Source organism: Limnohabitans sp. TS-CS-82 (assembly GCF_002943475.1).
This window is the reverse complement of the sequence record NZ_PTQX01000001.1, coordinates 1-26392: the sequence shown is the minus strand read 5'-3', so window position 1 is coordinate 26392 and position 26392 is coordinate 1. Positions and strand designations below refer to the sequence as shown.

Annotated in this window: 17 protein-coding genes and 3 tRNA genes; 17 read left to right on the top strand and 3 right to left on the bottom strand. The window is 51.8% G+C overall.

Annotation, left to right across the window (positions count from 1 at the left end):
* Positions 1–23 precede the first annotated feature (23 nt).
* The 11 genes from folC to C5F52_RS00050 all read left to right on the top strand — a co-directional run bounded on the left by folC (position 24) and on the right by C5F52_RS00050 (position 10097).
* Positions 24–1322: a bifunctional tetrahydrofolate synthase/dihydrofolate synthase gene (gene folC, locus C5F52_RS00100; protein ID WP_104796314.1), complete on the top strand. Its 1299-nt coding sequence runs from the start codon at positions 24–26 to the stop codon at positions 1320–1322.
* 12 nt (positions 1323–1334) lie between these two features.
* Positions 1335–2093 (top strand): SPOR domain-containing protein, encoded by a 759-nt coding sequence (locus C5F52_RS00095; RefSeq protein WP_104796313.1) that lies wholly within the window; start codon positions 1335–1337, stop codon positions 2091–2093.
* Positions 2094–2103: 10 nt separating this feature from the next.
* Entirely contained in the window at positions 2104–2598 is a 495-nt protein-coding gene (locus C5F52_RS00090; RefSeq protein ID WP_104796312.1) for a CvpA family protein, read from the top strand.
* A complete protein-coding gene (purF, locus tag C5F52_RS00085; protein WP_104796311.1) occupies positions 2598–4112 on the top strand; it encodes an amidophosphoribosyltransferase in 1515 nt (504 codons plus the stop codon). Before C5F52_RS00090 ends, purF begins: the two co-directional genes overlap by 1 nt.
* Positions 4113–4119: 7 nt before the next feature.
* Positions 4120–5331 carry an O-succinylhomoserine sulfhydrylase gene (locus tag C5F52_RS00080; protein WP_104796310.1) on the top strand — a complete coding sequence of 404 codons (1212 nt, stop codon included), beginning with the start codon at positions 4120–4122 and terminating at the stop codon, positions 5329–5331.
* An 8-nt stretch (positions 5332–5339) separates the two neighbouring features.
* On the top strand, positions 5340–6731 hold the full coding sequence (gene gltX / locus C5F52_RS00075) for a glutamate--tRNA ligase (RefSeq protein WP_104796309.1): 1392 nt from the start codon (positions 5340–5342) through the stop codon (positions 6729–6731).
* Between the two features lie 34 nt (positions 6732–6765).
* Positions 6766–6841 (top strand) — tRNA-Ala (locus C5F52_RS00070).
* A gap of 58 nt (positions 6842–6899) precedes the next feature.
* A tRNA-Glu gene (locus C5F52_RS00065) sits at positions 6900–6975 on the top strand.
* A gap of 58 nt (positions 6976–7033) precedes the next feature.
* Positions 7034–7110, top strand: a tRNA-Asp gene (locus C5F52_RS00060).
* Between the two features lie 103 nt (positions 7111–7213).
* Positions 7214–8515: a tyrosine-type recombinase/integrase gene (locus C5F52_RS00055; RefSeq protein ID WP_146100007.1), complete on the top strand. Its 1302-nt coding sequence runs from the start codon at positions 7214–7216 to the stop codon at positions 8513–8515.
* Between the two features lie 115 nt (positions 8516–8630).
* Positions 8631–10097 carry a tyrosine-type recombinase/integrase gene (locus C5F52_RS00050; protein WP_161499626.1) on the top strand — a complete coding sequence of 489 codons (1467 nt, stop codon included), beginning with the start codon at positions 8631–8633 and terminating at the stop codon, positions 10095–10097.
* A 174-nt stretch (positions 10098–10271) separates the two neighbouring features.
* On the opposite strand, the gene C5F52_RS00045 is transcribed toward C5F52_RS00050, so the two are convergent.
* The 3 genes from C5F52_RS00045 to C5F52_RS00035 are packed head-to-tail and all read right to left on the bottom strand — an operon-like array spanning position 10272 to position 13106.
* On the bottom strand, positions 10272–11495 hold the full coding sequence (locus C5F52_RS00045) for an AAA family ATPase (protein ID WP_104796306.1): 1224 nt from the start codon (positions 11493–11495) through the stop codon (positions 10272–10274).
* Positions 11492–12424: a toprim domain-containing protein gene (locus C5F52_RS00040; RefSeq protein ID WP_104796305.1), complete on the bottom strand. Its 933-nt coding sequence runs from the start codon at positions 12422–12424 to the stop codon at positions 11492–11494. The genes C5F52_RS00045 and C5F52_RS00040 overlap by 4 nt, the downstream gene beginning before the upstream one ends.
* Position 12425: 1 nt before the next feature.
* A complete protein-coding gene (locus C5F52_RS00035) occupies positions 12426–13106 on the bottom strand; it encodes a hypothetical protein (RefSeq protein ID WP_146100006.1) in 681 nt (226 codons plus the stop codon).
* A 368-nt stretch (positions 13107–13474) separates the two neighbouring features.
* Here C5F52_RS00035 and C5F52_RS00030 point away from each other — a divergent pair, with 368 nt between their 5' ends.
* The 6 genes from C5F52_RS00030 (at position 13475) to C5F52_RS00005 (ending at position 26368) form a co-directional block, all read left to right on the top strand.
* Positions 13475–13891: a helix-turn-helix domain-containing protein gene (locus C5F52_RS00030; RefSeq protein WP_104796303.1), complete on the top strand. Its 417-nt coding sequence runs from the start codon at positions 13475–13477 to the stop codon at positions 13889–13891.
* Between the two features lie 61 nt (positions 13892–13952).
* On the top strand, positions 13953–16316 hold the full coding sequence (locus tag C5F52_RS00025; RefSeq protein WP_104796302.1) for a VIT domain-containing protein: 2364 nt from the start codon (positions 13953–13955) through the stop codon (positions 16314–16316).
* A gap of 61 nt (positions 16317–16377) precedes the next feature.
* Entirely contained in the window at positions 16378–17031 is a 654-nt protein-coding gene (locus tag C5F52_RS00020) for a hypothetical protein (protein WP_104796301.1), read from the top strand.
* 162 nt (positions 17032–17193) lie between these two features.
* On the top strand, positions 17194–20142 hold the full coding sequence (locus C5F52_RS00015; RefSeq protein WP_104796300.1) for a DEAD/DEAH box helicase: 2949 nt from the start codon (positions 17194–17196) through the stop codon (positions 20140–20142).
* A gap of 167 nt (positions 20143–20309) precedes the next feature.
* Positions 20310–21710, top strand: a complete 1401-nt coding sequence (locus C5F52_RS00010; RefSeq protein WP_201746930.1) for a Fic family protein — start codon at positions 20310–20312, stop codon at positions 21708–21710.
* A 2-nt stretch (positions 21711–21712) separates the two neighbouring features.
* The gene (locus C5F52_RS00005) at positions 21713–26368 is read left to right on the top strand and encodes a class I SAM-dependent DNA methyltransferase (protein ID WP_104796298.1); all 4656 of its coding nucleotides are present in this window, start codon (positions 21713–21715) and stop codon (positions 26366–26368) included.
* Positions 26369–26392: the final 24 nt, after the last annotated feature.

The following is a 26392-nucleotide window of genomic DNA, read 5'->3' as shown; positions in this document are numbered from 1 at the left end:
CAGCGGTGGGTGACAATTGACAGATGAATTCACTCGCCAGTTGGCTCGCGCATTGCGAGCGTTTGCACCCCAAAAATATCGACATGGGCCTAGAGCGCGTGCGCACCGTGGCCGAGCGCATGGCGCTCAAGTTTGATTGCCCCGTCATCACGGTGGCGGGCACCAACGGTAAGGGCTCGACCTGCGCCATGTTGGAGGCCTGTTTGCTTGAGGCGGGCTACCGCCCCAGCGTCTACACATCGCCCCACTTGGTGCATTTCCAAGAGCGCTGCCGGGTGCATGGCGAAACCGTGCAGCCCGATGACTTGCTGCCGCATTTTGCAAAAGTAGAAGCTGCGCGGACTCAAGGCAGTGAGGTGTCACTCACTTACTTCGAGTTCACCACCTTGGCGATTTTGAGTTTGATGGCTTCGTCGCCCATCGATGTGGCCATTCTTGAAGTGGGCTTGGGCGGCCGCTTGGACGCGGTCAATGTGATTGAGCCAACTTGCTCCATCATCACCAGCGTGGACTTGGACCACATGGACTTTTTAGGCCACGACCGCGAAACCATTGGTCGCGAGAAGGCAGGCATCATGCGCACGGGCCGCCCTGTGATCGTGAGCGACCCCCTGCCGCCGCAAAGCGTGATCGACCACGCCACCGAAATTGGCGCAGACCTGTGGCTCTTTGGCCGTGACTTCAACTTCACGGGCGACAAGCAGCAGTGGGGATGGGCAGGGCGTGGCCGTCGCTACAGCGGTTTGGCTTATCCCGCGCTGCGTGGCGCTAACCAGTTGGTCAACGCCAGCGGTGTGTTGGCGGCGCTTGAGGCTTTGCGTAGCGAGATGCCTGTAACGGCCCAAGCGATTCGCAATGGCTTGGCAATGGTCGAGTTGCCAGGGCGCTTCCAAATCGTGCCGGGTCAGCCTGCCTTGGTGTTTGACGTGGCGCACAACGCCCACGCGGTGGCGGCACTCACTGAAAACCTCGATGCCATGGGCTTTTATCCCACCACCCATGTGGTATTTGGGGCCATGGCCGACAAAGACGTGGCGCCTATGCTGGCGCGTGTAGGCCCTTTGGTGGACCGTTGGTACTTTTGTGATTTGCCCACCGAACGCGCCGCCAAAGCCACTCAGTTGCAAGACGTTTGGCAGGCGGGCAACACCCGTCAAGACGTGCAAGCTAGCACCCATGCCAACCCCCAAGCCGCGTTGGACGCGGCCGTGGCCGTGGCAGACCCCGCTGATAGAATTGTGGTCTTCGGATCGTTCTTCACGGTCGGGGGGATTTTGGCGAATGGCATTCCCCGTTTAGACGCCCCACATTTGAGCTCCTGAGACCCCATTCACATGGCTTTTTTCAAGTTTCGACTGCCCGGTCAAGCGACCAGCGAGCCCCAAGGCAACACCAGCAATTCTCCCGCCGAGAGCGTGGACGCCATGCGCCGCCGCGCCCGTCACCGTTTGATTGGTGCTTCGGTGTTGGTCGTGTTGGGTGTCATTGGCTTCCCATTGTTGTTTGATACTCAGCCACGCCCTGTGTCGGTGGACATTGCGGTGGACATTCCTGATCGCGCGACAGCCAAGCCCTTGGTGGACACCTCAACGCCCAAGCCCTTATCTGCTTCTGCGGGGCTCGACGCCAAAGAAGAAGTGGTGCCTGACGCCAAAGCTGAAGCCAAGCCAGATGTGAAGCCTGAAACAGCTATGGCCGCAGCTGCTGGCGCAGCAGCCGTGGCCGCGGTGGTGCCCAAGGCCGAAACAAAGTCAGAGCTCGCTAAGGCTGACAACAAGCCAGCAGTCAAACCAGAAGTCAAAGCAGCAGAAGTCAAAGCCGATGCCAAGCCTGCCACTAAGCCCTCGGACAGCAAAGATACAGGCGCGCGCTTTGTGGTGCAAGCCGGCACGTTTTCGGACGATGGCAAGTTGCGTGAAACGCGTAACAAGCTCGAAAAAGCAGGCATCACCACCTACACCCAAGTCATCGAGAGCAAAGAGGGGCGTCGTGTGCGCGTACGCGTAGGCCCCTTTACCAAACGTGACGATGCCGACAAGATGGCAAACAAGATCAAGCAGTTGCAATTGCAGCCGCAAGTCTTGACGCTCTAACTCTTTCGCTATGCAAACACTTTCGGCCGTAGATTGGATTCTGCTGGCCGTTTTGGGCCTGTCGCTTCTGCTGGGTCTGTGGCGCGGCATCGTGCAAGAGGTGTTGTCGTTGGTGGGATGGGTGGCTGCGTTTTATGTCTCGCAGATGTACGCCCCGATGGCTGCCGCGTGGTTGCCCATGGAGGGCAGCAGCCAGATGCTGCGTTACGCCGCTGGTTTTGTGGTGGTGTTTGTCGCTGTTTTGGTGGCCACGGTGTTGGTCAGCTGGGTGGTCAAAAAATTAATTTCTGCAGTCGGTCTTGGTCCGTTAGACCGCTTGCTCGGTAGCTTGTTTGGATTGATGCGCGGTGTGGTCATTTTGTTGGCCGTGACCGTGTTTGTGGGCATGACGCCCATGCGTGAAACCGAGGCTTGGAAACAAGCGCAGGGCGCGCAATGGTTGCAACAGTTTTTGCATGTGTTGAAGCCGGTGTTACCGGCTGATTTTGGAAAGTACCTCCCCTAATGTGTGGCATCGTCGGCGTTGCAAGCAACGCACCTGTGAACCAGTTGATTTATGACGCCTTGTTGCTCTTGCAGCACCGAGGTCAAGATGCCGCGGGCATCGTCACCCAGCTGGACCGTAAATTCTTCATGCACAAAGCCAAGGGCATGGTGCGTGACGTGTTCCGCACACGCAACATGCGCGCCTTGCCCGGCAACAACGGCTTGGGCCAAGTGCGTTACCCCACCGCAGGCAATGCGTTCAGCGAAGAAGAGGCCCAGCCTTTTTATGTGAACGCACCGTTTGGTTTGGTGTTGGTTCACAACGGCAACCTGACCAACGCGCATGCGTTGAAAGCTGAGTTGTTCTCTGAAGACCACCGTCACATCAATACTGAGAGTGACTCTGAGGTGTTGCTCAACGTCTTGGCCCACGAAATTGACAAAGCCACGCGTGGCTTGCCACTCAAAGCGTCTGACGTGTTTGAAGCTGTGCGCCGTGTGCACCGCCGCATCAAAGGTTCTTACGCCGTCATTTCGATGATTGCAGGTCACGGTTTGCTGGCTTTCCGCGACCCATTTGGCATTCGCCCTTTGTGTATCGGACGAGGTGCTGACGGCACTTACATGTTGGCCAGTGAATCAGTCGCCCTGGATGGCACAGGCCATGTGTTTGAGCGCGACATCGCGCCAGGCGAAGCCGTGTTCATTGACCTCGCAGGTCAAGCGCACTTCATGCAATGCGCCGATGCGCCGCAACTCAAGCCATGTATTTTTGAATACGTGTATTTGGCCCGTCCTGACTCAACGATGGATGGCATCTCTGTGTATCAAGCTCGCTTGAACTTGGGCGAGACCTTGGCCAAACGCGTGATTTCGGTTGTGCCGCCCACAGACATTGATGTGATCATCCCGATCCCAGAATCGAGCCGCCCCAGCGCCACACAGCTGGCGCATTTGTTGGGTGTGCCTTACCGCGAAGGGTTTGTGAAAAACCGTTACGTGGGCCGCACCTTCATCATGCCGGGCCAAGGTGTGCGTAAAAAGTCCGTGCGCCAAAAGCTCAACGTGATTGCCAGTGAATTCAAAGGCCGCAACGTGCTGCTAGTGGACGACTCCATCGTGCGCGGCACCACCAGCAAAGAGATTGTGCAAATGGCCCGTGATGCTGGCGCGCGCAAGGTGTATTTGGCCAGCGCTGCGCCGCCTGTTCGTTTTCCTAACGTGTATGGCATTGACATGCCTACGCCGGAAGAGTTGGTGGCACACGATCGCACGGTTGAAGAAATTCGCAAATTAATTGGTTGCGATGCTTTGATTTACCAAGACGTCGACGCCATGAAGCAAGCCGTGCGCGATGCCACGGCAGGCACTGCGCCCAAGCTCGACGGCTTTGACGCATCCTGCTTTGACGGTGTGTACGTGACCGGCGATGTGTCCTTGAGCGACATCGTGCGTTTGAACGAAAAACGTGTGGGCACAGAAGAGGGCGCTGAAGACAACTCGCGTCTCGCCTTGCCCAACCCATCGGAGTGACCAAGGTATGAGCCAACACCCTTTGCCCACTGATTTGCACTTAGAAACCTTGGCCGTGCGCTTGGCTGCAGACCGCAGCCAATACGGCGAGAACTCAGAAGCCCTGTACCTGACCAGCGGTTATGTGCAGCCGTCTGCCGAAGCCTCGGCCCGCCGCTTTGCAGGCGAAGAAGACGGTTACACCTATGGCCGCTCGGGCAACCCAACTGTCACTAGCTTTGAAATGCGCTTGGCCGCCTTAGAGGGCAGCGAGGCAGCTTTGGCTACATCGTCCGGTATGTCTTCGGTCATGTTGATGCTGTTCAGCTTGCTCAAAGCGGGCGACCATGTGGTGTATTCGCAGTCGATGTTTGGTTCGACTTTGAAGCTCATTGGTTCTGAGTTTGCACGCTTTGGCGTGGAGTCCACCGTGGTGTCGCAAACTGATTTGGCTGCGTGGCAAGCTGCCATTCGTCCCAACACCAAACTCTTGTTTGCCGAGACGCCCACCAACCCCTTGACCGAGGTGTGTGACATCGCCGCCTTGGCTGACATGGCGCACAACGCGGGTGCTTTGCTGGCGGTGGACAACTGTTTTGCAACGCCGATTTTGCAGCGCCCCATTGCCATGGGCGCAGACATCGTCATGCACTCAGGTACCAAGTATTTGGATGGCCAAGGCCGCGTGATGGCGGGCGCTTTGTGTGCCAGCGAGAAACTCATCAAAGAAAAGCTGCTGCCCGTCATGAAAAACAGCGGCATGGTGTTGTCGCCCTTCAACGCATGGGTAGTGCTCAAAGGTTTGGAAACACTCGACATTCGCATGCGCGCCCAAAGCGCTCATGCCCACGCGATGGCTCAGTGGCTTGAGCAGCATCCTGCTGTGTCGCGCGTGTACTACCCAGGCTTGGCTTCTCACCCACAGCACGACTTGGCATTGAAGCAGATGTCTGGCATGGGCGGTGCGGTGTTGTCGTTTGATGTGAAGGCAGCTGACTCGCAGCAAGCGCGCACCCGCGCGTTTCATGTGCTCGACAGCTTGCGCACGCTCTCGCTGTGTACCAACTTGGGCGACACCAAAACTTTGCTCACGCACCCCGCCAGCACGTCGCACGGCAAATTGTCGGAAGATCAGCGTCAAGCCGCAGGCATCGGCCAAGGCATGATTCGCTTGGCCGCAGGCCTTGAGCATTTAGACGACATGAAGGCTGACCTTTTGCGCGGCTTGGACACTCTGTAAATTTTGTAATGACTTCAAAAATTCGTACCCGTTTCGCGCCATCCCCCACTGGCTTTATTCACCTTGGCAACATTCGCTCGGCCTTGTACCCTTGGGCGTTTGCACGTGCTACGGGTGGCGACTTTATTTTGCGAATTGAAGACACCGACCTGGAGCGTTCTAACCAAGCGTCGGTGGACGTCATCATCGAAGGTATGAAGTGGTTGGGCCTCGACCACGACGAAGGCCCGTTCTACCAAATGCAACGCATGGACCGCTACAAGGCCGTGTTGGAAGAGCTCAAAGCCGGTGGCCACGTGTACCCCTGCTACATGAGTATGGAAGAGCTCGACGCCCTGCGCGAACAGCAAATGGCCAACAAAGAAAAACCACGCTACAACGGCACATGGCGCCCAGAGCCAGGCAAGACCTTGCCTGCCATTCCTGAGAGCGTGAAGCCTGTGTTGCGCTTTAAAAATCCACAAGGCGGCTCTGTCGTTTGGGAAGACAAAGTCAAAGGCCGCATCGAGATCAGCAACGACGAGTTGGACGACTTGGTCATTGCGCGCCCCGACGGCACACCCACCTACAACTTCTGCGTGGTGGTAGACGACATTGACATGGCCATCACCCACGTCATCCGTGGTGACGACCATGTGAACAACACGCCTCGCCAAATCAACATCTTCAAAGCGCTGGGCAAAGACACTCCTGTCTATGCCCACTTACCCACCGTGCTCAATGAGCAGGGCGAGAAGATGAGCAAGCGCAATGGCGCCAAAGCCGTCACGCAATACCGTGACGAAGGCTACTTGCCCGATGCGATGGTGAACTACCTCGCACGCTTGGGTTGGAGCCACGGCGACGATGAAATTTTCAGCCGCGCTCAGTTCTTAGAGTGGTTCAACCTCGACCACCTAGGTCGCAGCGCTGCTCAGTTTGACGAAGCCAAACTTAAGTGGGTGAATGCCCAGCATTTGAAAGCCATGGCAGATGATGTTTTGGCGCCCCTGGTGAGCGCTGAGTTGGCCAAGCGTGGCATCACTGCCGACGATCGCTTGCCTGCCATTTGTGGCTTGTTCAAAGACCGTTGCGACACCTTGTTGGTATTGGCTGATTGGGCCACTGCTTTCTACAACGACGTCATTCCACAAGCTGACGATGTGGCCAAACACATCACACCCGCCGTATTGCCTGCACTCGATGCCTTGGCTGCCAAGCTAGGTGCATTGGCCGAGTGGAGCACAGCCAACGTGAGCGCAGCCTTCAAAGAGGTGTTGGCTGAGCAGGGTTTGAAAATGCCGCAGCTCGCCATGCCTGTGCGCGTGTTGGTGATGGGCACGCCGCAAACGCCATCGGTCGATGCGGTGCTTTTCTTGTGCGGAAAAGAAAAAGTTTTGGCACGTTTGACGAAACGCTAAAAATTTAGCTATACTATTGTTCTCGACACCCAACGGGGGTATAGCTCAGCTGGGAGAGCGCTTGCATGGCATGCAAGAGGTCAGCGGTTCGATCCCGCTTACCTCCACCAAAAATGTCGAGACGTTTCGAAAGAAGCAACAAGTTTCGAAAGAAACAGTCCAGGTTATGACCCTATCGTCTAGAGGCCTAGGACATCACCCTTTCACGGTGAGTACCGGGGTTCGAATCCCCGTAGGGTCGCCAAGTTTTGTAGCACTTGGCTTTGGTTGCGAAAGCAACTGAGCAAAAGTTACAGCTACCAGGAGTGGTAGTTCAGTTGGTTAGAATACCGGCCTGTCACGCCGGGGGTCGCGGGTTCGAGTCCCGTCCACTCCGCCAAAACGAGAAAGCCTTCTAAGTCGTTGATTTAGAAGGCTTTTTTCTGCTCTATCGATAGAGTAATCGATAGGTGGTAGCAGTTCTGGTAGCAGGCAGAACTAACATGCACATTCAATTTCCGGTTTATCGCCGCGGAAACACGCTCGTACTTCACGTCCGCATCGCAGGGCGACAAATCAAACGCTCCCTTCGGACTCTTGATCCGAATCTTGCTAAAGTCCGAGCCACTCAGCTGCTGGGCCAGCTCATGGCCGGTGAACTCGCCAGCACCCAACCCGCGGCACATGCATGGTCGCAGATGAACACTCAATCACGCGATGCAGCGATTCACAACGACTTTTTGACGCCAGAGCTGACGTTGGCTGTGTCATACGGCGCTCAGATTGCACCGGCGGAATCAACAAGCACGCATAAACCACCAAATAGCCTAATGGGTCGGCGAGTTCCGAAATTGCCGGATCATGAAAAGCACGTGCTGGCCGCGGTGTTTGCCGAGTACGCGCAAATCAAAAAGCTTCGGATGGTGACTCAAAATGACTACGCCGGCTACGCAAAAGAAATGGTCCAGTTCTGGGGTAACCGTGATATCCGCACCTTGTCTGAGCGCGACATCAGCGATCTAATCATTCACTTGCGATCAGCTGCTGGAAATGACCCCCGCACAATCGATAACAAAACGGGTTTCGTGCGTGCTGTCATCAATTTCCTAATCAAACACGGTCGCCATCCGGGGTCAAATCCGGCAGCTGACAAGAACTTGGTTAGCAAACGAGAAAAACGCAAGGCTGGCACCAAACCGTTCGCATACAACGATTTGAAAGTTGTATTTGGCGGGGAAGAGTTTCAGCGATACGGTGCGAAGCGTCCTGAAATTTATCTAATTGTGATGGTCGGCTTAGTGACTGGCATGCGTGTGTCAAGCGTAGCGAGGCTCACGTCAGCAGACCTCAAACGCAGCATGCATGAGACTCCTTACATTGACATAAGTAATGACAAGACTATTGCGGGTAACCGCGACATTCCGATTCCTGAGTTGTTGTTCAAGGCATTGGGTGAATTCTTTGATGCCCATGATGACTTTGGACTTCAAGAACGGGAAGACGGAAAAGGCTACTCTGATCAGCTCAACAAACCGCTAAAGGCTTTCATGAAGGTGCATGGCTATGACAAGCAGTACACGAAGATGAGCTTTCATGCCTTCCGCAAAAGCTTCAATCAGCACTTGCTGATGAACAAAGTAGAGCGCCACATCTGTGGTGCGATCCTTGGGCATGTTGATGAAACGATGACTACGGGCGTTTACGCGGACCCGCCGTCAGTAGATTTTTTAGCAGAAAAAATTTGCCCTAAACAAATTGAATTACTGGACTACTTAGGATTCAGGTATCCACCAATGACTATGTAGTGCTTGCCTGCAGTTGAGAGCTTGGATCTAACAGTCAAGGATGCTGAAGATATCGGATGGCCTATCATTCAAGTGTTTACTCACCTGCTCGTCTCTTCACGCAGAGGTCTCTTTAATGTCAAGAACTTTTAGCTACACCGTAAATCTCCCCAAAGGTCAAATCAAGGCGGAGCCGGGAGCTGATGATAAAAATAAAAACGAACTGCTGGCGTTTTTGAAAGATGAAGATTTAATAAAGCAGTACGCTGCCAAAGAGGGAGTTGATCTAATCGATTCAGCCGGACAAACGCTAGAAGAAGTCTTTTCTATCGATTTGCCAAACGGGATTTTTAAAGCTGATACTGACGAACAGCACGAAGCGCTGATGAGCAATCTTCGCTCGATGAAAGAAGCTGGAATTCTTCAGCCGCTTGCCACAAAGATTGCGCAGCCAGTGCAGGCAGCAGCAACGCCACCAGTGCAGACAATCGTTCAAGTTGTCAATTCACCTCAACAGCAGCTGGGTGTGCAAGACGTTCTGGGCTATGACAAAGAGCTACAAAAAATGGAAGAGATCAAAAGCCTGTATCACGCTGGCCTTGCATTTACTCTTTCGGAAGCAAACGAAATTTATATTAAGTTCTCGTTTGATGACATTGTGAAAAACGCAAAAACAATCAAAGATTACAGATCGAGAATGAACACTGTCATCGAGATTTGTGGAGATCGTTTTTTACATGAATTAGAAAATGATGATGTAATCCATATCGAGAATGCCTTGATGGAGACTCCAACATCGAGACCACAAAAAAAAGTTGTCACGAAAAAAAGATCGAGCGAAGAGGACAAGCCGCAAGTTCTCAACAGGAGCACCATATCTGAACGACTCCGCCATCTCAAAGCCGTTTACAGCATGATGATTGCAAGGCGACGCTACTTTGGCGAGAACCCGTTCGATTACTGGCAATCGATTGTTTCAAGCAAGGATCGAAAAAGGGATGGAAGAAAATCGATTCGTTCAGTTGAGCGCGTAGAAGTAATTTTTAACGGCGATTACTACAAGAAAATTCGCGGAGATGCGCCAAATATGTATTTGCTCCTCATGACTGCAATTGTGACGGGTATGCGTGCGTCATCTATTGCGCGTCTTAAAGAAGAAGATTTGATGATTAGTGTGGGTGGCACACCGATGATTGATGTGACGCGAGATAAAACGGTCGCCGGCGTCAGACAAGTACCGTTGCCTCTGCCACTCTTTGACGCGCTGAAAGACTTCTTGAAGAAAAACAAAAATATGGGTTTTAGTGCGGACATTGCAGATAACTACTCAACAGCTATTTCAAAAGCCAATCGTCGCTTCAAAAAGATTTTTAACGGAGAAACTGCTGAGCAGCTCACAGCGCATGACATGCGTCGCTCATTTAATGAATATCTAAAGAAGAGGGGCGTGCAGCTAGACATTCGTTCGGCGGTTATGGGTCACAATCAAAGAGAAGTAAATGTTGTGTCATACACAAACGGAATTTCTGTAGATGAATCTGCTGATGTCGTTTCGTCGATTCAAGAAGACTTGTTGAAACTGATGAAGTTTCAGTGGCCATGAAATTCATTACGGATGCTTTATTCTCAAATTTGAGAGACGATAATCTTGCAGCGACCGTTTAGTCGCTTGTTTCTACAAAGATAGCGATCGTCGAGATTTTTCAAAAAACAAGCTTCAGAACTCTCCGAATAAATCTATCTCGGCGTAAGCCGTCTAGGACGGCTACCGCGGTTCTCAATCTAAAAGCGCTGCCACGCCTTCATCCGTTGGTTTCCATGAACCTGCTGTGTCCGAAATCCATTTCGAACTCTTAACGCTTGTGAACAAGCGTCTCGCTGACATGTCACGTGCTGAATCTGTCTTGCCAGTCAATAAGTCTGCATCTGAAGCCTTTAGCTTCCATGCTGCAAACGAAAGAGAGACAGGGCCGATTTCCCCGGTTTCTTCATCGGTTTCAAAGAAGAGTTCAAGTGCAGACCTAGGCTTTGAAATAGAGACAGGCTTCAGGTTCGCCAGCGTCAAGGCTCCGCCATTCACGCGTTCAAGCCAGATTGGGTGCATCAAATCTGGCGGAAGCGAGTTGGCTTTCGTTACTTGCATCCGAACAAAGCGGTGGCGATCTGGATCAGCTATTTGAAAAGTCTTCGCTTCTTTTGAGGTCATGACCCGCATCAACACCTCTAGCCTGAATGCATCTGTGATCGCACCGCTACCTCTGCTAGCGTGAGAACCAACTTCCTGCTGGTACTGAACAGACTTCGCCGCATGGCTGATCACGAGCACGGCAGCCCCCGTTTCAATTGCAATTTTTTCAACTGTATTTGCGAGATCTCTTTGAGCAAGCTCGTCTAGCTCGCGACCGCGAGTTAGTGCAATTGCTGGGTCTAGCCCGACAAGGCGAACATCGCCGAGTGATTGCACAAAGCTAATCAGTTGATCAAGCTTTAGCGATGTCTTATCGCTCTCAGATGAGACGATCACACAATCTTTACCAGCGGCTGCAAAAATGAAAAGCCGCTCATGAACCAAGGTGATTTCGTCATCACTCAGGTTCATCGACTGAAATATTGCATCCAGACTTCGATAGGCGTCTTCGGGTGTGTCCTCCGCCAAAACTAAAACTGCTTTACCGGGCTTGGTCACGCTTAAACCGAGTGCTGGCTTTCCCGATGTGACAGAAATTGCCAGCTCTTTTAGAAGCGTAGACTTTGATGAAGCGCCAAGGCCAGTAATTAGCGCAGCTCTTCCAGCTCGGAAAATAGGCGAAATGGCATAGTCCACGGTTTCGTTGGCGACTCGATTTGTGTGGCTTAGGTCAAGTGATGGTTCCAGCCAATCTAAACCAGATTGCTTGACTGATACTTGACTTGTGAAGCTGCGACCAGCTCCGAATGGACTCTGGTCTGGCAAGTTTGAAAATGACTCAAGTAGACCCATCTTGTTGTTTTCGTTTTTCATTTTTTCGCCCTTTCATAATGCAAGGCTTCACGTAACCGCCCGAAATTTGAGTCTTCTAGCATTGCTAAAAAATCTTCGTTGAAATCATCAAGGCTCGATGTCAAAACAAATCCAGCATCACCACACATGCTTGCAGCACGCTTTGCTGAATCGATTCCGACCTTATCGTTATCTGCAAAAAACCAAACATCTTGCCTAGCTTTTGCAAAGTTTTTGGCAGCGCCAAGATTTGCAGCGCCAAATGTCACCAGCATAGGTAACCCGCCAAGAGCTGCATGTATGGAAACAGCAGTCGACCATCCCTCGGCTACGCCAAGTACCGGGCTTTCTTCAGGATTGCCGATGATCAACCCGTTCCCTGTCTTGTGTGTCCCATCCACACAAAATTTGTTTTCATGACGGTCGATGTACTCAATTCCTTGGAGCTGATATTCGTTGTCATGGATCGGCAGTACGAGATTTTTAAGAATCGGTTCGTACATTGCGCACAGCGGCAAGATCCCTTTTTTTAAAACGTACGGGTGAAACAATGGGACGTCGACACAATGCGACAGAACTCTCAAGATCTCATTTCTATCCGCTACTTCCTTGACGCTCATCGAGCTTGTGACGAAATTCGGCGCGATAGTGATTTGCTTGTAGATCGCATTGTTTCCAAACAACCGTCTACGAAGCCACCTTGCTGCAGTTGAAAAATTGTTGGCATGCTGCATGGCAATAACTAGGTCAAGCATTGAGCCGCCTCGTGGTGTACACGTGCAATAAAAGCGCTCGGTTTCTTTGTCGACACGAAATGAAGGATGGCGGTCATCGTGACTTGGTAGCGGGCAATGAACGTGTGTGTAACGTGCTCTCTGATCGATGTCGAGAAGGTCCAGAATAGCCGCAGATTGACCGGCGATATCTTTAAAAATGTCGTATCGGCTCATGTCACACCCCCATTTTCGACAAGAGGCTATGAGCTGTGTAACTCAGCACTTGCTTATCCCTAAGGATCGGAAATACTGTTTTCAGCTCTAAATTCCAGAGGGTGTTCGGTGGGCCGCATCTTTTATGCGAAAAGACGTCTTCATCAAAACGCCCAACTCCGGCTACGAAAAGCCCGGCGTCGTTTTTCTCAACATCTATGTAGTGATAGCAGTCACTGTCTGTGGTTTTAAAGATGCGCCTTGTTAGCTCATAGCGAGCTGGCTCCAAAACATCTGCCAGATGTTTAAACTCATCGCTCATCGGGACTAATGCAAGATCTTCGGGATATTGAACATCCGTATCTCTTGTGTGTCGTTTCAAATCCCAGTCGTTGACGTACCAGCGCACAGCGATTTTTACTATCCGATCGAACGACACATGTAAACCGGCGCGTCTTTGCCAATGACATTCGCGCTCATTCCAAGAGATGCAGCCTCGATAAATAGCGTCAAGTTCTTCTTGGGAGCAAGTTTGTAGCTCACATTGAGAATCCACCAAGCCACTTGACCGGGCGATTTTGTAAATCTCTTGAAGCGCAAACGCGGGTGATCGCGGATTTGGATCACTTGTCGACAGTGCGACGCGAATTGCTTGTGTTTCTAGGTCGCGACCGAAAGTCACGATTTTTGTTTTGGTTGTCATTTTTACCCCTTGCTTGAAGGCCCGATCGCACGCCGCGTCAGGTCCTTTAGAAGTAATCGCTGACCTTTTCAGCTTATTAAGAGGCAATCCAAAAAATATTTTCAAAATTCAGAAATTGCAGTTTCTGAGTCCATCAAAAGGCCCTGCAGGACTAACAACAACACACTAAATAGTGTGTTGTTGTTAGTCTGCTTATTGGGTCTTCAGGGAAAAAGGCGGATGGATCTGCGCCATGCGGGCGCTGACTTGAGGTGAGAGATTGGTTTGGTCTTCAGGAGAAAAGCCCCCTGTGTGACGGTTCTATAGCGACACCAATTAACGACAGTATTGGTGTTATAATAATTTCAACTCGTCAACCAACCTATGCAATGCAAGTCAAAATCTTCTCACTGGACGAACTCTGCACGCTGACTGACTTTCCGAAGCGAACGGTGCGTTACTACATCCAGCTCGGCTTGGTCGACAGGCCAATAGGCGAAACACGCTCCGCGCACTACCTCGATGCTCACTTAGAGCAGCTATTACGGATCAAGAAGCTCACAGATGCAGGGGTATCGCTTGAGCGAGTTCGTGAGGTCTTGTCGGGTGAAGTCAGTCCTGTTTCAGAGCGTCAAAGACGTCCGGGTTCGGTTGACGTCAAAAGCCACTTATTCATAAGTCCCGGCATTGAGCTTCAGATTTCGCCAGAGCAGGCTGGCATGACGCCTGAGCAGGTAAGGGCGTTGATCAAGGCGGTGATGGTTGCCGCACAAAAAGTGCTCGAAGGTAAAGGGGAGAGCCAATGACTCTTTCTGACGCAATGACTTATTTCCACGAATCGACAACACAACAGCTTGGAGCCATCTGATGAGCACGTACACCGGTCTAAAAAATGATATGGGTCAGAGCGTCGCACTCAAATCAGTGCACCTTGATGGACGCCTAGATGGCTTGTTGTTATTGATGAAGATTCGTCAGAGCTACTTCAACGACTCGGATGAAACAATCGAGGCCAGCTACACCTTCCCTGCTGGCTGGGGTTCAAACCTGCTTTCGTTCAGTGTGGAACTCAATGGCAAACGCATGCAAGCCATTGCTTTAGAAAAGCAGAAAGCCGAAAAGGACTACGAAAAAGCAATCGAAGATGGTGACACACCGGTCATGATTGAAAAGTCTCCGTTGGGTTTGTACACAGCTAATCTTGGCAACTTAAAAGCTGGTGAGAGTGCTGTCATTGAAATCGAGTTTGCGCAACTGCTTCGATTTGAGTCGGGCCGGTTGAGGATAACTGTTCCTACCGTCATTGGTGAGCGTTACGGCGATGCACAGACACAAGGTCACATTGCTCAACACCAAAGCGTTGATGTAGATCACTTGGTTGAATACCCATTCACTGCGCGTTTGGATGTTTTCGGTGCGGCGTCTAAAGGGGTGATCACGTGCTCAAGTCATGACGCTGATCTGTTTGAAATTGAGGGTGGTCAGCGCATCGAGCTTACAAAAGGGGGTCTGTTAGATCGAGACTTCGTTGTGTTGATCGATGAGCTTGAGGGCGCGTCGTTTGCGTTGGCCGCGACAGACGATGACGAGTACGCTGTTGTGGCTAGTTTTTGTCCGCAATTCCCGGAACAAGTCTCGAAGCCATTGGCGCTGAAGATTTTGGTTGATTGTTCCGGCTCGATGCAGGGGGAAAGCATCTCTCAAGCGCAAGAAGCGGTCTATGAGTTGAGTTTCACGCTTGGACCGGATGACGCAATTTCTTACAGCAAGTTTGGTTCGACTGTTGTTCACACATCAAAGGGTTTGGAGAGATGTTCGCCTAATTACTTGAAGAATGTCTTGGCGCGTGCAATTTTTGAAACGCATGCCAACCTTGGTGGCACTGAGTTGCAAGCCGCGCTCACGTCAACTTTCAACCTAAGCAGTAACGTCGCGTCCACGCGCGGCTGCGATTTATTGTTGATCACGGATGGTGATATTTGGGACATTGAAGAAGTGGTCGCAAAAGCCAAGCAATCAAACCACAGAATTTTTGCGATCGGTGTCGGCTCAGCCCCCGCCGAAAGTCTATTGCGAGAGCTTGCAGAGCAAACGGGCGGCTCGTGTGAGTTAGTTACGCCGAGTGAGAGCATCGCAGAGTCAGTCATGCGAATGACAAAGCGCATGCGCTCATCGAGAACTTCGTCAATGCGTATTGACTGGAGCGAAGAGGTGGTTTGGCAGTCTGCACTGCCGAAGCAAGTCTTTTCCGAAGAAACAGTACATGTGTTTGCAAAGCTAAAAACTAAACCTCAGGCGATGCCTGTGCTTAGTTGGTCGGTCGATGAGAAGGCTTTTACTGCTTCACCTTCAAGTGTGGAGTTGCAAAGCACCAACACCGTTGCCCGTCTGACTGCTGGCATACGTCTACAAGCTGCGAACGATGAGAGTGAGGCGACCCAGCTGGCATTGAAATATCAGTTGGCAAGCAAATACACCAACTTGCTTCTTGTTCATGTTCGAGCTGAAGAGGACAAGGCGCAAGGTTTGCCATCGCTGCAAAAGATCAGTCAGATGCAGGCTGCTGGCTGGGGAGGCTTTGGGCAAGTGGATACTTCAGCAGCTTCGGGTCGAATGCGCTTCGGTAAAAACGCACCGTCCTATAACGCTATGAGTGCCCCGCCTGTTTGGCGCTCTTGCCGCTCGAGCACTACTCCCAGCTTCGACATGAAATCATCAGGTGGTATGGATGACTTCGACATCCCAGCGTTTCTGCGACGTACCGATATTGACGACATCTCGGAAGATATCCAATTTGTGAGCAATCAGCTGGAAGAGGATAACTTCACGCCTGAGATGCTGATTGAGATGTTCAATCAACTTGCAGTGACAACTACTAAATTCAGTGATATCACAGGTGAGTTGACTGTTGAAGTTTCTAGTCAGCACATTTGGAAAGTCCTTGGTGAACTAACCAAAGATGACGGACATGTTGACCATCTCGACTTTTATTGGGCTTGCCTGATTGATTGGGTATCTAAGCAGGATTCCGGAATCGTTCCGCTGAACCGACACTCTCAACGCCTTCTCAATGCAGAACTTGCAAAGGTCGAGCGCGCAGAGCAAGAAAAAGCCGAAAAAGCGTTCCGGCAAGCCTACCCGAAAATTGCCCGGAGCACTTGGGGCATGGCAGAAAAACAGGAAAAGCTCACGTTGCTTGAGAGATTCAAAAGGGTTATTCAGCGTAGTTGACTAGCTCATCTCTTGAGCTTTAGGGGCTGGAGAATTCGCGTGTGTAACCAACTAGAACATCATGGAAAAATTCTTCAAACTCATTGAGCGGGTCAATGCCCTAGCGTTCTTTTCAGCAGTGATTCTGGCTCTATGCCTGCTTATTTGGGCTGCTGTCGGTTCCATCTGGGGGGTAAAGGGGCGAACTTCTGTTGTTGCTCCCAATGAGGCCAAAAAAGAATCAGAAGTTTTGAGCCTTGCTGCATGGGAGTTCATTCCCGACTTGAGCATGCAAGTCCTGAAGCTTCAGTCGACGGATGGCAAATCTGGTGGTTACGAGGGTGAAGGGCGCACGCATCAAGTCAGAAACTTGTTGTTTGTCGGTACTGGCGCTCAATACTCAAAATGGATGCTCCCTGATCAGTCCCGCGTTCTGAGCCGACTTGAGAGTCTCTCTGCTCAGACGGGAAGTTCAAAAGCCATTTACTTTGAGTCAAGAGCGGTAGGAAGCGAGACCACTCAGACGTTTTCAGTCAATTTGGTGAAGCCAGATGGGACCGGCGCTGCTGAGGTTCTTAAAGATGTGTCGCATCTTGTCAGTCGCCGAGTTTCGGGCGACGTGGTTCATTTCATCTACCAAAGCGGATTGGAGATCAGGCAGGCGAAGGTTTCGTTACGAACCTTTGAGCGTCTTGGGGATTCTTTGGTCGCCAAGATGGTCGAGGTGCCTCGCTAACTATTCAATGAGACATAAATCATGCTTGTTAGCTCATTTTGTGAGCATACTGACGAGTAAACTTTGTGTCTAAATTGACCGCCTTTTAAGATGTCAGAATGAGAACATCTGACGCCACTCAGTGCGGTTTTTCCCCTGTCGAAATTTCACAACAAACAAAATATGTCTTTGTACGCCCCGGGTTCGCGAGTTCTCATCAGAGACGAAGAATGGCTGATTCGTCGTGCTGATCCATCTGCAGATGGTGGCTATTTGCTCACGTGCGATGGCATCTCTGATTTGGTGCGCGGTCAAGCCGCCTTGTTTCTCACAGAATTAGAAGACAACATCGAAGTTCTCAACCCCGCTGAAACTTTGCTGGTGCCTGACGATAGCCCCACGTACAACGCCACCATGCTCTATTTAGAGAGCCAGCGCCGTCGCACCGTTCCTAATGACACGCGTATTCATCTGGGGCATCGTGGTGTCATGAACGTTGTGCCGTATCAGCTTGACCCAGCACTTCAGGCGCTTAAGCAACCGCGTGCACGTATCTTGATTGCCGACTCAGTCGGTCTTGGTAAAACCCTCGAAGCAGGGGTCTTGGCCAGTGAGTTGATTCAGCGTGGCCGAGGCAAACGCATTTTGGTTGTTACCCAGAAAGCCATGCTCACCCAATTCCAAAAAGAGTGGTGGAGCCGTTTTTCTATTCCATTAGTCCGTCTGGACTCTATGGGCTTGGCCCGTGTACGCAACCGCATTCCGGCAAATCACAACCCATTCAATCACTTCGATAGAAGCATCATTTCCATTGATACGCTGAAAAGTAATCTGGAGTACCGCAACTATCTCGAAAATGCGTGGTGGGACATGATCGTCATCGACGAGTGCCATAACGTTGCTGCGAGGGCAGGGGAACAAGGTCTGGCTAAACGTGCCAAACTTGCGCGGTTGCTTGCGACTCGATCTGACACCCTTATTCTTCTGTCAGCTACACCGCATGATGGTTCGGCACGCAGCTTTGCTTCGCTGATGGCGCTGCTCGACCCCACTGCCATTTCTGATCCAGACGACTACACGCCTGACGACTTCAAAGACAAAGGCTTGGTTATTCGTCGGTTCAAGAAAGACATCAAAGATCAAGTTTCTGCTGACTTTCAAGAGCGCATCACTACTTGCTTGCGTCAAGGTGCCAGCGCGCAAGAAGAGGCGGCGTACCGTTCATTGATCGACATCCCGTTCACGCAAAACGGGCAGCACAAGGGTGGCAAGCAGCAACAGCTTCAACGCGTCGCCTTGCAAAAGGGTTTGTTCTCTAGCCCTGCCGCTTCTTTAGAGTCTGCTAATAAGCGCATTCAGCTATTGCAGCAAAAACCTGCGCCTACATCGGACGAAGGAACGGAAGTCGCTCATCTGAAAGACTTCATCTCTACCATAGAGCCGTTGGTTCAAGATGAAACTGCATCAGGCTTTAGCAAGTATCAGCGCCTGCTCAGCCACTTAAAAAGTGCCGAGTTTGGTTGGAACTCTCAAGACCCAACTGATCGTTTGGTCATCTTCTCTGAGCGAATTGAAACACTGCACTGGCTGCAAAAGCAGCTCGCCAGAGATCTCAAGCTCAAGCCGCAACAGCTCGACATATTGCACGGCGGCATGCCAGACACTGATCAACAAGAAATGGTCGAACGCTTCGGCCGTCAAGACGACACCATTCGTGTGCTGTTGTGTTCAGACGTTGCGAGTGAAGGTCTGAACCTGCACTACTTCAGTCACAGACTGGTTCACTTCGACTTGCCATGGTCATTGATGGTCTTTCAGCAGCGTAATGGCCGTGTTGACCGCTACGGTCAAAAACACCAGCCTTATATCGTTTACCTGTTCACTGAAGCTGTTACTGAGCACATCAAAGGTGACCTGCGCATTCTTGAAATTCTGCAGAACAAAGATGAGCAGGCCAACAAGAACTTGGGTGACCCATCTGCATTTCTGAATGTCTTCGATCCTGAGAAGGAAGCCGAAAAGGTTGGCGGGTTTATGGCCGAAGGCTTGACCCCTGAGCAAGTCGAAACGACGCTTGATCAAGCTGCCAGCAACAAACAAGACAACGAAGGCGATTGGATGCTCACGCTGTTTGGTGGTGGTGAAGCAACTAAGCCCGCAGAGGCTAGCGCTACCACTGCAGCAGAGTCAAAGGGTTCTAGCCTCGACCACATTCACGACCCCAAATCGCTTTTCAAAAGCGACTTTCATTACGCCACTACGGCCCTCACACAAATCAACCAAGGTGAAACGGTTTGCCCGTGGACGAAAGTCGATGACGAGCAGCTAATCAGTCTTACTGCGCCGCTAGATTTGCAAGACCGTTTGCGTCAATTACCGCGGGAAGCTCAAGCTGAAAACGACCATTACTCTCTTAGCGCCGATCGTGAGCGCATGGCTGATGCCATCGAGCAAGCTCGTCAAGCTCGCGCTGAAGAAGAGACGTGGCCCAAGCTGCATTACCTCTGGCCTCAACATCCAATCATGGAGTGGCTGGGCGATAGGGTGCTGACGCACTTCGGTCGTCATCGCGCGCCATTGCTGCAAAGTGCCAAGTTGAATCCGGGCGAACAAGCTTTCATCTTTATGAGCCTCGTTCCAAACCGCAAAGGCCAACCGCTGATGGTGGAGTGGCAAGTCGCAACCCGTGTCGGTGACCAAGCTGCTTTCAAATTAGAGCCGTTTGAGTCATTTGCTGAACGTGCAGGTCTTCAAGCCAATGGGTTGCCAAACCGTGGGCAGAACGCTGACTACCAATCCGTTGTTTCATCCATGCAAGTGGCGTTGCCTGATGCTGTGGCAACCATGCACGATTTCATGGCACAGCAGCAATCTCAGTTTGCTGCGCAGCTTGAGACGCGTCTCAAAACGACATTGGAAGAACTCAAGCGCTTGCAAGACAAGCAAATCGTTCAGCTTGAGCTGAGACTAGAAAACCAGATTGAGACTGTCAAACGCAGTCGGTTCGAAACTCGCAGCCGCCAAATCGGACACGTCTTTGATGACTACCGAAATTGGGTGCAAGACACACTGACGACTGAGCCAAAGCCGTGGATTCAGGTGCTTGCTGCTGTAGTAAACCCTGTTGTATAGTGAAATCGCGACAAAAAGTAGAATTGCAGACTATTTAAGCGACAAAATACCTAATGGCCGGCTCACTAAATCTAAAAAACGCGACAACCGATACAACTTTAATTTTGTATGCGGAGATCACTCCTGCACAAAAGCGGCAGGTTCAGCGGGATATCCAAGCCGGCAAATTGACGCGAATTGCAACGGGCATTGTCAGCAGCTTGCCAGAGGCCGATTGGCCTAATGTCATTGCGCGCGAGCGCTTGCGCGTGCTCGCGGCCATGTTCCCCGGTGCCGTGCTCAGTCACCGCACGGCTTTCAATGGTGGCCAACCCGAGGATGGTTTGATTCACTTGACTCACAGCTTTAAGCGAACAGTCCAGCTACCCGGTCTAACAGTCATGCTCTGGAAAGGGCCAGCCGCCGCTGCGGGCGATGCACCTATGCTGGGGCGCGACCTCTACTTCCCATCTCTGCCACGCTTGTTGCTTGAAAACTTGCAACCCAGTCGTGCGCCTCATCGCCGTTCTGTTGGTCGTGAAGCCGTCGAAAAACGGTTACTTGAAACCTGTGATGCCCGCGGCGAAGATGCCCTGTCGCAACTGCGCGAGCAGGCGCGCAGCTTAGCCCCAGTTTTGGGGCTGGAGTCTGAATTCAAAGTACTCGATGATTTGGTAGGCAGCATTTTGGGCACCCGAGCCTCGCAACTGACTACCCCAGAGGGCATCGCACGCACAGCGCATATGCCTTATGACCCTAAGCGCTTAGCGCTGTTTGAGCAGCTCGCTGCCCAGCTGCGGTCTACCCCTTTGGCGCAGCCTCCTGCTGTCGTGCAGACCGAGGCCGCAAGAGCCAATTTCGCTTTTCTTGAGTCGTATTTCAGCAACTTCATTGAGGGCACAGAGTTCGATGTGCAGCATGCGCGTGCTTTTGTCCTGCAAGGCCAACCGATTGCTGAGCGGCCAAAAGATTCGCATGACATCCTTGGCGTATTCCGACAGGCGCTGCAGCCCAGCTGGGCATTGCAAACACTGGCAAGCGGCGAACCCGTGCTGAACCAGCTGCGTGCTCGACATGCCGATCAGATGCAAGAGCGTCCAGAAGTTGGACCGGGCGAATTCAAAGTCTTGGCGAACCGCGCAGGCAATACCGAGTTTGTTGCTCCTCAGTTAGTGCGGGGCACGTTGGTGCAGGGTACGCAATTGCTGCCCAGCGTTCCTGCCGGAACTGCTAGGGCATTGCTGGCCATGTTCATCGTTTCAGAAGTACACCCATTTACTGACGGTAACGGTCGCTTAGCCCGTTTGGTGATGAACGCTGAACTCTCTGCTGTTGGTAGCTGCAGAATCATTGTGCCAACTCTGTTTCGCGAAGAGTACCTTGATAGCCTGCGTGCACTTAGCCGCCAAGGCGATGCGGCTCCTTTCTTGGCTGCCATGCAAAAGATTCATCGTTGGACCGCGGCATTTCGCTTTCAAGATTTGGACGACACCATTGCGGAAATGGCTAAGTGCAACGCATTCGAACGCTCGCCCGTGCAGTTCAAGCTACTCACCCCATCAAATAACTCCTCTACGGCTGGATCCTAAGCATGCCTGTACTTGACGCCGTTCAAACCTTCGCTGGCATTGCCAACGAAAACGAGTTTTATAGCCATCACTATTTGGCTGAAGTTTTCAAGGGCGATATCAAAGCCAAGCTTGAATCATGGGAATCATCAGAAGCCGAGCATCCCGGTGATGAAGCCTATCGTTCTCCACACAAACGCCTGCAAGGTTGGGCGCAAAAATGGTTTGCTGTGCGAGGTCAGATTAGCCGCGCCAAAGACGATGCTGAGAAGCTCGCACTCTTCACCCAGTTGCAAACAGGCTTGCTTGAAGCATTGGGCTACACCATTAAAAAAGACGCAGCTGAGCATCCAGTCGAGCTGGTGGCAGGGCAGGCTATACCGCTGTGGAGTCTGCTGGCCAAAGACGCCAGTAGCCATACCAGTGCAGCCCAGTTGGCTTTGCAACCACCGCAGTTGGCCATCGTGCCCGCTTATCGGCCCGGTGCTGAAGATGAAGACTTGTTAGACCACACACTCACCAGCTTGCACTATGCGGGGGCCGATGTCCCCGCGCAGCTGGTAGGCGAGGGCTGGGACAGCTTGGTGTCTGAAGCCATCTTTGGTGCGGACCACGCACCGCGTTATGTGTTGCTGATTGGCCTGAATGAGTGGCTGCTGCTGGACCGCTACAAGTGGCCGCAAAACCGTGCGCTGCGTTTTGATTGGTCTGAAATTCTTGACCGCAAAGACTCAGCCACTTTGCAAGCCGCTGCCGCATTGCTGCACAAAACAAGCTTAGCCCCGGGTGAGGGCAACAGCTTGCTGGAGAGCTTGGACGAGAACGCTCATAAGCACGCTTTTGGCGTGAGTGAAGACCTCAAGCACGCACTGCGCGAAGCGATCGAGCTGCTAGGTAACGAAGCTGCCAACCAACTGCGCCAACAAGCTGCCGATGCCAGCAAAGGTTTCTTTAGCGGCAAGAACCAACTCGAACCTGCAGATCTGAGTTTGGAATGTTTGCGCATGGTCTATCGCTTGCTCTTCATGTTCTACATCGAAGCACGACCAGAACTAGGCTACGTGCCTATCTCTAAGAGCGAGGTTTACCTCAAAGGCTATAGCCTTGAATCGTTACGCGAGCTAGAAGAGAAGAAGCTACTCACACCTGCTGCACGCGATGGTCTGTACTTTGATACCACCTTGCGCCGCTTGTTCAAGCTTGTGGCTCAAGGGTGCGGTCTGTCCGACCAGCGGAACCTCCATGCCGTAGCCGGTGCCAAAGACACTTTTGCGTTGGCTCCACTCGATAGCCGCTTGTTTGACGAAACCACCATGCCTTTGTTGGCCAAGGTGAAGTTTCCCAACCATGTGTGGCAAACCATCATTCGGTTGATGTCGTTGACGCGAGTGAAAGGTAAAGGGAAAAGACCGGGACGCGTCAGCTACCAACTGCTGTCTATCAACCAGTTGGGCGCTGTGTACGAAGCCTTGCTGAGCTACCGCGGTTTCTTCGCTGCTGAGGATTTGTACGAAGTCAAACCCGGCAAGAGCAAAGGCAAAGCTGCTGACGAGGCTGGCAGTGATGACAGCGATGAAGAAGCCGAGGCCGAAGAAACCAGCACTCGTGGCCGCAGCGCTGAAAGCAGTGGCGACGACAAGCTAGACAACGCATGGTTCGTACCCGCCAGCCGCTTGGGTGACTACACCGACGATGAAAAGGTGTACGACGTCAACGAAGCTGGCCACCGCCAACTGCGCAAGCACCCGCGTGGCAGCTTTGTCTATCGCTTGGCAGGTCGTGACCGCCAAAAAAGTGCAAGCTATTACACACCACAGGTGCTCACCCAATGCTTAGTGAAATACGCCTTGAAAGAACTGCTGGGCAGCGACCGAGTGAAGTGTGCGGACGACATCCTCACACTCACTGTGTGTGAGCCAGCCATGGGAAGTGCTGCGTTCTTGAACGAAGCCGTCAACCAACTTTCTGAAGCCTACTTAGAACGCAAACAGGCCGAGCTAAAGCAACGCATTCCGCACGACATCTATCCGCAAGAACTGCAAAAAGTACGGATGTACTTGGCCGATCGCAATGTGTACGGCGTTGACTTGAACCCCGTGGCAGTAGAGCTGGCAGAAGTGTCTATTTGGCTCAATGCCATTTACGGTGAGACCGACAGCAAGGGCCAGCCCTTGCCTGCGCGCGTGCCATGGTTTGGCTACCAACTGTTCAATGGCAACAGCCTGATTGGTGCACGTCATCAGGTTTACAAAACCAGTAGCCTCGACAAAAAAGCCAAGCCCGCTTGGCACGAAGAGCCACCACGTCGCGCCACCGCAGACCAGCCGCGCAAGCCCGATGAAATTTGGCACTTCTTGTTGCCCGACCCCGGCATGGCTGACTACACAGACAAAACGGCCAAGGCACTCTACAAAGACGAGTTTGATCATCTCAAAACATGGCGCAAAGCCATGCTCAAACCACTAGAGCCACACGAGCTGGCCCGCTTGCAACAGCTGAGTGCTCGTGTGCAAGATTTGTGGAACGAACATACTCAAGCCCTTGCGCGTGACCGTAACCGCACAGAAGACCAGCTAACTGTGTGGCCGCATGTTGGTAAAGACACTGAAGCAGGCCCCATCAGTCGAGCGGCAAAAGAAGCCATCCGAAAGCAAGGCTTGTTGAATGAGGATGGCGACTTGGCCACCCCGTTCCGTCGCCTCAAATTGGTGATGGACTATTGGTGTGCTCTTTGGTTCTGGCCAATCACCGGTGCCAAGCAACTACCCAGCCGCGAAGAGTGGTGGATGGAAGTAGGCGCAATTTTGGAGGGCAACATTGTTGACATCGGTTTGCAGCCTAGCTTAGACCTGCAACCTACTGAAGCAGAAGCGCCCCAAGTCATCGTGCCCGAAGTGCAGCCAAGTTTCTTCGGCATGGAAACCCAGCTGCCATTAGCTCAAGCAGCTGACCAACCTAATTTGCACGACAAGCTGGGTCAACTGCGCATTGGCAAACTGCGTCAACATTTCCCGCGTATTGCTCTGGTTGAGGCCGTGGCTGCCAACCGAAAATTCATGCATTGGGAACTGTGTTTTGCAGACGTACTCCTGCAGCGAGGCGGATTTGATTTGATCTTGGGTAACCCGCCTTGGCTCAAGGTGGAGTGGAATGAGTCAGGAATCTTGGGCGAACGTAACCCAGTGTTTGCGATCCGTAAAACCAGTGCGAGCGGGTTAGCTAAGTTGCGAGTTGAAGCCTTTGAGCAATTTAAGGACTTGCAATCTGCGTGGACTGATGAGTTACAGGAAGCTGAAGGTACGCAAAACTTTTTAAACGCAGTGCAAAATTACCCCTTGTTGCAGGGTATGAAAGCTAACCTGTACAAATGCTTTATGCCGCTGGCTTGGCAAATCAGCAGTACCAAGGGGGTAACTGGGTTGTTGCACCCAGAAGGCCCATACGACGATCCTAAGGGGGGCAGCTTGCGTGAGGCTGTTTATGAGCGGTTGCGTCGGCATTTCCAATTTGTAAATGAATTAGCACTGTTTCCAGAGGTGCATCACCTAACCAAGTACAGCATCAACATTTACGGTCCGAAGCAAGGCCAACCGGCATTTGACCAACTAGCCAATTTGTTTTCTCCTGCTACTGTGGACGCCTGCTATGTGCATGAAGGACAAGGTGAGGTTGGAGGGTATAAAAATGAATGCGGCCAATGGAACACGTTAGGTCACCGAGATCGCATTGTGAAAGTGGATGAAACTGCTCTCGCTACTTTCGCAAAGCTTTATGACGAGCCTAGCACTCTGTCGCGCCGTGCTCGGTTGCCAGCGTTGCATGCAGGTCAATTGAGTAGTGTGCTAGTCAAGTTGGCCGCTTACCCTAAACGACTAGCAGATTTGGATGAGTCGATTCAATCAGTCGATATCGTTTGGAATGAGACGGAGGCTCAAAAAACAGGTGAACTGAAACGGCGCGATGACATAAATGAATTTCCATCTGAGAATTGGAAGCTCATATGGTCAGGGCCTCATTTCCACGTGGGAATGCCGTTTAATAAAACTGCACGAAAGCGATCAAAATCTAATAGCGACTATGACCCGTTGGTGTTGGAAGATTTGCCTACTCAATACTGGCCGCGTTCAAATTACTCACCACTATTATCAACAGAAGAACACTTCGCAAGAATTCCACGACTTAAGTGGTTTGATAAATCAATCCCTAATTTGAAATCGAGTATTTGCAGCGACTATCAACTGATTCATCGACGCCGCCTAGCGCAGGCTGGCGAACGAACATTGATCGCTTGTCTTGCCCCACCAGAGACCTCAGTTGTAAATACTATTGTCGCAACAGCTTTTCAACAAAGAATCGATTTAGCAAATGCTTTGGTAGGTACCTGCTCATTGGTTTTCGACTTTTTTGTTAAGACAACAGGCCGAGGAGATTTATATGGGGAAGGGTTGAGCCGCTTGCCACATATTTATTTTTCATCAAAAGGAGTGGCGCGCGTTTTGTCATTGAACTGCCTATCCGAATCTTATGAAAACTTCTGGAGAGAAGTCTTTGATGCAAGTTTCGCTGAGCAAGGATGGAGTCAACCTCATAACTTACGCCTCCCACAAGACTTCTGGTCTGTTGAATTGCATCCAAATCTGACCCAGGATTTGCATCGAATATTGACCCACCCGATTTAAGCTTTTTAGAGCTCCTGTTTTGAT

Coding starts and splice junctions, on each gene's coding strand:
- folC (WP_104796314.1), top strand. CDS start 24: ATGAATTCACTCGCCAGTTGGCTCGCGCATTGCGAGCGTTTGCACCCC.
- C5F52_RS00025 (WP_104796302.1), top strand. CDS start 13,953: ATGAGCACGTACACCGGTCTAAAAAATGATATGGGTCAGAGCGTCGCA.
- C5F52_RS00005 (WP_104796298.1), top strand. CDS start 21,713: ATGCCTGTACTTGACGCCGTTCAAACCTTCGCTGGCATTGCCAACGAA.
- C5F52_RS00055 (WP_146100007.1), top strand. CDS start 7,214: ATGCACATTCAATTTCCGGTTTATCGCCGCGGAAACACGCTCGTACTT.
- C5F52_RS00095 (WP_104796313.1), top strand. CDS start 1,335: ATGGCTTTTTTCAAGTTTCGACTGCCCGGTCAAGCGACCAGCGAGCCC.
- C5F52_RS00050 (WP_161499626.1), top strand. CDS start 8,631: ATGTCAAGAACTTTTAGCTACACCGTAAATCTCCCCAAAGGTCAAATC.
- gltX (WP_104796309.1), top strand. CDS start 5,340: ATGACTTCAAAAATTCGTACCCGTTTCGCGCCATCCCCCACTGGCTTT.
- C5F52_RS00015 (WP_104796300.1), top strand. CDS start 17,194: ATGTCTTTGTACGCCCCGGGTTCGCGAGTTCTCATCAGAGACGAAGAA.
- C5F52_RS00040 (WP_104796305.1), bottom strand. CDS start 12,424: ATGAGCCGATACGACATTTTTAAAGATATCGCCGGTCAATCTGCGGCT.
- C5F52_RS00080 (WP_104796310.1), top strand. CDS start 4,120: ATGAGCCAACACCCTTTGCCCACTGATTTGCACTTAGAAACCTTGGCC.
- C5F52_RS00090 (WP_104796312.1), top strand. CDS start 2,104: ATGCAAACACTTTCGGCCGTAGATTGGATTCTGCTGGCCGTTTTGGGC.
- C5F52_RS00045 (WP_104796306.1), bottom strand. CDS start 11,495: ATGAAAAACGAAAACAACAAGATGGGTCTACTTGAGTCATTTTCAAAC.
- C5F52_RS00030 (WP_104796303.1), top strand. CDS start 13,475: ATGCAAGTCAAAATCTTCTCACTGGACGAACTCTGCACGCTGACTGAC.
- C5F52_RS00035 (WP_146100006.1), bottom strand. CDS start 13,106: ATGACAACCAAAACAAAAATCGTGACTTTCGGTCGCGACCTAGAAACA.
- purF (WP_104796311.1), top strand. CDS start 2,598: ATGTGTGGCATCGTCGGCGTTGCAAGCAACGCACCTGTGAACCAGTTG.
- C5F52_RS00020 (WP_104796301.1), top strand. CDS start 16,378: ATGGAAAAATTCTTCAAACTCATTGAGCGGGTCAATGCCCTAGCGTTC.